This is a genomic window from Peptoniphilus sp. (assembly GCF_034090345.1).
Taxonomy (GTDB): domain Bacteria; phylum Bacillota; class Clostridia; order Tissierellales; family Peptoniphilaceae; genus Peptoniphilus.
The window spans coordinates 1-4,440 of the sequence record NZ_JAXDSS010000120.1 but is presented as its reverse complement, the minus strand read 5'-3'; the positions used below and the strand labels follow the sequence as shown (position 1 = coordinate 4,440).

The 4,440-nt window shown below is 30.9% G+C and carries 5 protein-coding genes and 1 pseudogene; 1 reads left to right on the top strand and 5 read right to left on the bottom strand.

What is annotated here, in order from left to right; translation table 11 throughout:
- Positions 1 to 160: 160 nt before the first annotated feature.
- The 4 genes from hydA to SOR77_RS08990 form a co-directional block, all read right to left on the bottom strand.
- Complete coding sequence (gene hydA / locus SOR77_RS09005) at positions 161 to 1,537, bottom strand: dihydropyrimidinase (protein WP_320636770.1); 1,377 nt, start codon at positions 1,535 to 1,537, stop codon at positions 161 to 163.
- A gap of 35 nt (positions 1,538 to 1,572) precedes the next feature.
- Positions 1,573 to 2,331 (bottom strand): hypothetical protein, encoded by a 759-nt coding sequence (locus SOR77_RS09000; RefSeq protein WP_320636769.1) that lies wholly within the window; start codon positions 2,329 to 2,331, stop codon positions 1,573 to 1,575.
- A gap of 66 nt (positions 2,332 to 2,397) precedes the next feature.
- Positions 2,398 to 2,751 carry an arsenate reductase family protein gene (locus SOR77_RS08995; RefSeq protein WP_320636768.1) on the bottom strand — a complete coding sequence of 118 codons (354 nt, stop codon included), beginning with the start codon at positions 2,749 to 2,751 and terminating at the stop codon, positions 2,398 to 2,400.
- A gap of 83 nt (positions 2,752 to 2,834) precedes the next feature.
- Complete coding sequence (locus SOR77_RS08990; protein WP_320636767.1) at positions 2,835 to 3,125, bottom strand: hypothetical protein; 291 nt, start codon at positions 3,123 to 3,125, stop codon at positions 2,835 to 2,837.
- Between the two features lie 176 nt (positions 3,126 to 3,301).
- Between SOR77_RS08990 and SOR77_RS08985 the strand changes: the two genes are divergently transcribed.
- On the top strand, positions 3,302 to 3,913 hold the full coding sequence (locus tag SOR77_RS08985) for a glutathione S-transferase family protein (protein ID WP_320636766.1): 612 nt from the start codon (positions 3,302 to 3,304) through the stop codon (positions 3,911 to 3,913).
- A 196-nt stretch (positions 3,914 to 4,109) separates the two neighbouring features.
- Here the strand turns inward: SOR77_RS08985 and SOR77_RS08980 are convergent.
- Positions 4,110 to 4,440, bottom strand: a pseudogene (locus SOR77_RS08980) (chlorohydrolase); the annotation flags it as partial.

Here is a 4,440-nt window from a genome sequence, read left to right as displayed (position 1 = left end):
ACCAAACAAATTCATAATATTATTATTTTGCACTTATATGCACATCCTAAATTTGGTTTTAGTTATTTTAAGTTTAGGACTAAATGCATATAAGTGCAAATTTTTTATACAAAAATATCTGTTAGAGATTTACTCCCCAACAGATATTATAGAGCCTTAATTATAAGTTTCTATTTTTTCTATGAATAAACTTTCCATATCCTCGAGTTCCTTTAAACTCTCCGTCTTGTGCGACAAGAGTTCCTCTTGAGAATACTAAATGCATTCCACAACTGACTTCCAAACCTTCATAAGTGTTGTAATCACACACTGAATGTTGCGTATCAACGCTTATCTTTTCATTTTTATTTGGATCTATTACCATAATATCAGCGTCTGTTCCAATTTCTAAACTCCCCTTTTCTGGATACATACCAAATATTTTTGCTGAATTTGTGCTGACAACATCCACAAAAGTATTTAAATCTAATTTATCTTTTAAGACACCTTCTGAAAATAATATCTTTATTCTCTCTTCAACTCCCAGAGCTCCGCCAGGTGAGTTAGTAAAGTTTTCAATTCCCTTTGACTTTTCAGTAGCATAGATAAATGGACAATGATCAGTACCCACTGTAGCTACATCTCCATCTTTTAATGCTTTCCACAATATATCTTGGTCTTTCTTTTTTCTAAGAGGAGGTTGCATTAAGTACTTAACCCCCTCTTTTGCTCCATCTTTAGAATACACATCATCAGTCAACACTAAATATTGAGTACAAGTTTCAGAATAAACTTCCTGCCCCATCTCTTTTGATAATTTTATTCTCTCCACAGATTCTCCAGCTGAAGTATGCACAATATATACAGGCACATCCACAAGCTTAGATAAATTTAGAAGAGTGTCCACAGATTCTGCCTCTGCTTCATTTGGTCTTGTCGCCGGAAAATATTTTACATCTGTATGACCAGCTTCCATTGCTTTTTCAATCAAATACTTTGTAAGTAAATCATTCTCACAATGTATTGTCAACAGACCTCCAGAACTCTTCATCTGTTTTAAAATTCTGTAGAAATCTATATCCGTCATTGCATATCCATAAGTTGAATAAGCTTTAAAAGAAGTTATCCCTTCATTTCTTACAATTTCGTCCAATTCTTTTAAAATATCATCGTCCACGTGTTGAATAACTCCGTGAAATCCATAATCTACGACTGACTTTTTGGCAAGTTCTCTATATATGTCAATTGAATAGTGTAAATTTGCTCCTTCAGGTCCAAAAGCTATGTGGTCTAATATTGTAGTAGTCCCACCAACTGCCGCAGCAACAGTTCCTGTGTAGAAATCGTCAGCTGACCTATATAGTGGCGATTGTTGAAGTTCCATGTGCGTATGAGGATCTATCCCCCCTGGCATTACATACATTCCCTTGACGTCATATATTTCATCCGCCTCATCATAGTTTCCAATTCCAACTATTTTTTCATCTTCAATAAGTAAATCAGCTTGTACTACTTTATCTCCAGTAACAATAGTTCCGTTTTTTAAAAGCTTCTTCATATATCTTTCCTTTCTATTTTAATCTTCAGATAAATTTATTCGTAATAACTTACCACCATAAGCTTTTCAAGCTTATCAGCTAAGTTTTCATCTATATCATCATAGGAAATATTTTCAACTCTACAGTTAGTTATTTCCTCTTTTGATATTTTTTCATAATTTTTAGCATTGTTTAAAGTTACACTCACACTGCTAAATTTCAAATTTTTTTCAGCAAGTTTTTCCTTTAATTCCAATATTGTATCGGCTAATTCTTTGCTATTTAAGACATCAACTTTTTTGTTATACGTTAATATCCCATATTTTTCAAATAAATCTCGGATGTCATAGTCTTTATTCGCTACAATTTCTAAAGTCTCTCCGTTCAATGCGACAAAATTCTTGCCCTCAGTTCTAAATCCAACGCCTCCAAAATTCTCGCCTAGTATAGTATGGTTAATATCAAATTCGAAATCTTTTCCCAATATTTTAGATACTTCATTCTCTAATCTATAGATAGTAGACTTTCCACTTTCTACATCCTTTTTATATGTATCATCCTTAACTTTTTTATCGTTTAAAATCACTATAAAATTATTGTCCTTATTTTCCTTGGATTCTATAAAATACATTCCACCTTTTCTATAAGTTGCTTCATCTTTTATATACAAAGTCTTATCTGTATACTTTTCATGAAGATACTCTTCAACAATTTTTCTATTTCCCATGTCCACTATCTGATTAAACTTTATAAATGCAACACCTATGATAAGTACTACAATTGTCCTAAATTTCCAAGAATTCCACTCTATCATACCTATCTCCTAATTAAATTTATTTAATTTAAGGGCGCTCATTTCTAAACGCCCTTTAAGATTTAATTATATTTCTTCCCACTCATCTACTTTAAATCCAACTAATACTTTAGAACCTTTTATTAAAATAGGTCTTTTTACTAACATACCATCAGTAGATAGCAATTTGTATTGTTCTTCATCTGTCATATTTTTTAATTTGTCTTTTAATTCCATTGAGCGGTATAGCTGTCCTGATGTATTAAAAAACTTTTTAAGCGGAAGTCCACTCATTTCGTGCCAGTTCTTTAACTCTTCTAACGTTGGATTTTCTTCCTTTATATCTCTATAAGAGTATTCTATATCTTTTTCTTTTAAAAACTTTTCAGCTTTCTTACAAGTGCTACATTTCGGATAGCATACTATTAAAATTTTTTCCATAATTTATTCCCCCTATATTATCTTGCCAATAAATATACAAAATAATTTTATTCTCATTAAGATTTTATTTTCTGATAGATTAATTATTTACCCGAAATTTTTTCATCATAATTATCAGCTGTTATTTTTCCATCACTTATATCGACTAAAAAATAAAATTCTTCTCTATGCTTTGATTGCACTGCCATAGTATATTTCCCAGAGCCATTATAATAAGTCTTTGCTATATACATATCAGAACTATATTTGTTAGAAATGTAATCATTTACAACATTTTTACTTCTATAAAAATTAATGGGATTGCCCAATTTTAAATAGAATATTATTGATACTGATATTAGTATCAAAATATATACATCACTATTTTTCTTCATAAAGTCACCTTAAAATTTCAACTATATTTTAAACTCATTTTGCTTTTATGTATTAACTAAATATTATCATAATATAGCTTTATTTTACAGCCATATCGATTTCTACAATTCAACTTTGCGTAGTTAATTTTATTTATGGGTAGAAATTAAAAAGAAATATTTAGGGAGGTTTATTTATGAAATTATATTATGCACCCGGAACTTGCTCTTTAGCTTGTTGGATAGTACTTGAATGGTCCGGCGCTGATTATGAAGTTGAGAAAGTAGATTATGCATCCGAAGAATATAAAAAGATCAATCCCTTGGCAACTGTGCCTGCTGTTGATATAGGCGAAGCTCGTATGATGACTCAAGCTGGAGCTATTCTACAATATATCGCTGAAAGATATCCTGAAAGGAATTTAGGTAGCAACGAAGGAATTGTAAATCATTTTGAATTTAGCGAAACCATTTCTTTCTTAACAGGAGATTTCCACCCTGCTTATTGGCCTTTATTCAGCCCACAAAGATATACTACACTCACTGACGAAAAAAGTATTGAAGCAGCTCGTGAAGCTTCATTTGCAAGAATAGACCGTGTTATGACATACCTTGATAATTTGATTGGAGATACCAACCATATCTATCAAAATAAACGTACTGTACTCGATGCATACGCATTTGTAATGGCTCGTTGGTCTGTTAAAACACCTAAGCCATGGAGTGAATATCCTAATGTTGCAAGATTTATGGAAGCTATGCAACAAGATGAAGCAGTTAAAAAAGTTTTAGAATTATCAAACAAATAATTTTTACAACTCTATAAAATTTATAAACAAATAGGAAATCTATTAACTACTTTAGATTTCCTATTTTAATTTAAAATTTTTATTTTGTTTAGCCTTTATATGCTAACTAATATATTTTTTAATTTGCGCTTCTATTTTTATCTATATCTTTCAAAAAAATAGCCGTGAGTAAACCTCACAGCTATTTTTATTTAGATTACATTTGTGGCCAAATTTTAGCGGCTCTTTCTCTTGATTTTGCCATAACTTCAGCAGTGTCTACATTTAGTATTTCTCTGTCCTTCATTACGAACTTACCATTAATCATATTATCTTGTACTATTCCACCGTTAAATCCAAATAGCGAATGTCCATACCAAGAATTTTCATTTAATGGAGTTAATGGGTCATATTTTAATGTGATTAAATCAGCATATGCTCCTTTTTCTATAACTCCCAATGGTCTGTTGAAGTATTTAGATAAGATTATAGGATTATTTTTAAACTGCATATTTATAGTTTCCATAAATCCTACTGTTGGATCACAT

Bases quoted from the DNA above. Each gene is read 5' to 3' on its own strand.
- hydA (WP_320636770.1), bottom strand. From the start codon at position 1,537: ATGAAGAAGCTTTTAAAAAACGGAACTATTGTTACTGGAGATAAAGTA.
- SOR77_RS09000 (WP_320636769.1), bottom strand. From the start codon at position 2,331: ATGATAGAGTGGAATTCTTGGAAATTTAGGACAATTGTAGTACTTATC.
- SOR77_RS08995 (WP_320636768.1), bottom strand. From the start codon at position 2,751: ATGGAAAAAATTTTAATAGTATGCTATCCGAAATGTAGCACTTGTAAG.
- SOR77_RS08990 (WP_320636767.1), bottom strand. From the start codon at position 3,125: ATGAAGAAAAATAGTGATGTATATATTTTGATACTAATATCAGTATCA.
- SOR77_RS08985 (WP_320636766.1), top strand. From the start codon at position 3,302: ATGAAATTATATTATGCACCCGGAACTTGCTCTTTAGCTTGTTGGATA.